Origin of the sequence: Mycolicibacterium arseniciresistens (genome assembly GCF_030519285.1) — a bacterium.
Classification (GTDB): domain Bacteria; phylum Actinomycetota; class Actinomycetes; order Mycobacteriales; family Mycobacteriaceae; genus Mycobacterium; species Mycobacterium arseniciresistens.
The window spans coordinates 1-2,975 of sequence record NZ_JAUMSQ010000474.1; the positions used below are offsets into that span (position 1 = coordinate 1).

At 69.1% G+C, this 2,975-nt stretch carries 3 protein-coding genes; all 3 read right to left on the reverse strand.

Annotation, left to right across the window (positions count from 1 at the left end):
* Positions 1-546 precede the first annotated feature (546 nt).
* Positions 547-993, reverse strand: coding sequence for an STAS domain-containing protein (locus Q2100_RS30650; protein WP_264014952.1), 447 nt, complete (start codon positions 991-993; stop codon positions 547-549).
* A 145-nt stretch (positions 994-1,138) separates the two neighbouring features.
* Positions 1,139-1,837 carry a nitroreductase family protein gene (locus tag Q2100_RS30655; RefSeq protein ID WP_407667732.1) on the reverse strand — a complete coding sequence of 233 codons (699 nt, stop codon included), beginning with the start codon at positions 1,835-1,837 and terminating at the stop codon, positions 1,139-1,141.
* Between the two features lie 34 nt (positions 1,838-1,871).
* The coding region (locus tag Q2100_RS30660) for an ABC transporter ATP-binding protein (RefSeq protein WP_302917044.1) at positions 1,872-2,975 on the reverse strand (1,104 nt) is incomplete at its 5' end.

Sequence of the window (2,975 nt, forward strand, 5' to 3'; positions counted from 1 at the left end):
CGAACGGCACCGCCGCCAACTCCTCGAACATGTGTTCGATCATACCGACACCCACCGACACAACGGTGACTAGTCAGAACGGCGCGGACCTTAGGCCGGCCAACACTCAGGAGTTAGCAGGACGCGGACGGCGAACCGACGCTCAGCGTGGACCCAGTTCCTTTTCGAACATGCACTCGAAATCCCCTGGCGGACAGCCGTACGCGGTGGGATCCGGGATGCCCGCGCATCCTGATCCATCCGACGTGGGGAACTGACCCTCGGGACACTGGCCGGGCTGTGCACTCGCGACGGGGGTGCTGAGCAGGCCGAAAGCAGCTATCGCTGCGGCGGCGGCGAGGACTGCCGGGATTCTCTTACCTCCCGCAATTCTGTCTCGGTACATGATTGACCCCCATTTTCGCTGCCGGAACCCACTGCCCCAGGATGCGAGAACGATAACCGCATATCCACCCGGGCCTGACTGGGAACGACGGTTGCCAACTGAGTTAGTTGCGTTTGCCACGGCTGCCATCAGCCAATGTCACTGCGGGTGACGACGGCTCCTCAGCCGCGACCCATCACCAGGCGGTGACAGCGGGCGAGGCAGTTCAGCCGCGACTGGGCGGCGGCCAGGTCCTCGACCAGCGGGAACTCGTCGTTCGGGTCGAGTATTTCGAGCAACCGTCGCACGGCCGGGCTGCCGACCAGGGCCCAGTCGACGTCGGACCGCGCGCAGTGCACGTCGACGTAGTGCAACGCCCTGAAGCCCTGGCTGCCGAAGAATTCGACGTTGCTCAGGTCCAGGACGAGCTGCGTGGAGATGCCGGTGTGCCGCTCGACGAACCGGCCCAACGCCTTGCCGTTGGTGGCGTCGATCTCGCCGTCCGCGGTCACGATCACACGGGCCGGGGATCGACGACGCATCGCGAAAGCGGCCCTGCCGGTGTACTCGACATCGTCATCGGGCTCGTGCGGCTCGACCGGTCGACGGTCTTCGGTAGTGCTCAGCATGGCGCACCTTCCAAGCGGAACGACGGGGTCGCTTGCTTCTCGATCGGAAGGTACTACGGAATCCGCACCAGCGGCTGAAGATCGCCCGAAAACTCAATGTGGCTCAGTGCACGATTAATTCGCGCAAGAAGTCATGATCAGAAGCTTAATCAGGCTCACCAATTGGTGCTCCGGCGACGAATTCCGCACTGTCGGCACCGATGATCTCGCCCGCCGGAGCGTCCCAGTGGTCGAGGTTCACCACGGTCTCCAGCGGCCGACGGCGCACCGGGCCGTGCCTGCCCTTGGGCCAGCCGACGACCACGTGACCGGCGAGCAGCCAGCCCGCGGGCACGCCCACCGCCTCGCGCAGCAGTTGTTCACCGCCGTAGGACGCCCAGCTCGTCGGGCAGGCCCCCAGCCCCTGCGCGCGGGCCGCGAGCAGGAAGTTCTGCATCGCCGGGAAGATCGACCCGCCCAGCAGCAGCTCCGAGGCGGTCGGATAGTGCTGCTGGGCGAACAGCACCGACGTGAATTCGCCTGCTCGATCGTGCAATTCGTAGAGTGCTCGGTTGTCGCGGGCGCGCCGGCTGTGGTCGTCGGCGGACGGGCGGGTGATCCCGTAGACCGGTTCGATGACGGCCAGCGCCTGCGCGGCGGCCTCGGCCACCACGGCCCGCTGCCGCTCCGATCGCAGCACCACGAACCGCCAGCCCTGCGCGTTCGCCCCCGACGGTGCGCAGCGCGCCGCGTCGAGGCACCGGGTCAGCGTGGCGTCGTCGACGGGATCTGCGGTGAACCGCCGGATCGACCTGGCGGTCGACAGCACCTCCCAGACGTCACTGCTGGTGTCCGCCACGCGCATGCCTCCCCGAGTCGTTGCGACGCGACCCGGCGAACTAGGCGTGGATGCGCCAGTCGGCGGCGTCGCGCTGCTGGCGCCAGAACTCCTCGAACCGGCCGCCGGCAGAAAGTAGTTCGTCGATACTGCCATCCTCGACGACGCGGCCGCCGTCCAGGAACAGCACGCGGTCGGCGTGCCGGATGCTGGCCAGCCGGTGCGCGACGATCACCTTGGTGCGCGGCCGCAGGTCGGCGGTGAGCGCGTCGACGATCGCGGCCTCGTTCTCGTTGTCAAGGGCGCTGGTGGCCTCGTCGACGAGCAGCACGGGCGACTTCTTGAGCAGTGCGCGGGCGATGCTCACCCGCTGACGCTCGCCACCGGACAGCGCGGTGCCCGCCTCGCCGACGCGGGTGGCGTCGCCGTCGGGCAGCCGTGCGGTCAGCTCGTCGACCCGGGCCAGCGCCGTCGCGCGCGCCACCTCGCCTGCGTCGGCGCCTGGGTCGCCCGCCAGCACGTTGTCCCGGATGGTGCCGTTGAACAGGTACGGCTGCTGGAACACCACACTCGCGGCGGCGCGGCGGCTCTCGGCGTCCAGGCCCGCCGCGTCGACGCCGTCGATCAGCACGCGACCCGACACCGGTTCGTGCAGTCCGGCGATCAGGGCCAGGATCGTGCTCTTGCCCGAACCCGACGGACCGACGATCGCGGTGGTGGCGCCCGGCTCCAGCGTGAAGCTCACGCCGTCGAGCACCGGGGCGTCCCCGTAGCCGAAGCTGACGTCGTCGAACGTGATCCGGGGCGGTGCGGACGATTCCGGCAGCGTGCCGGTGCCCGCCGGCAGCGTCGGCGCCGTGATCACCGCCCGGATGTGGTCGAGCGTGGCGCGGATGGTCTCCAGCGCAGGCGCCAGCTCGCTCAGCGTGGTGAACGGCTGGAGGTAGCGGGCGATGACGACGATCAGCGCGACCGCCTCCGGCACCGAGATCGCGCCGTTCACGGTCAGTGCCGTCGTCACGCCGGCCAGCAGGATGAGCGCCAGCTGGCTGGCGATGCTGAACAGCAGCTGCCCGGGCACCTGCATCAGCAGCAGCCGCATCGTCGCCCCGTGCTGCGCGGCCAGCGCCGCGCCGACGTGGCTGCGGGCGGGCTCGACCCGGCG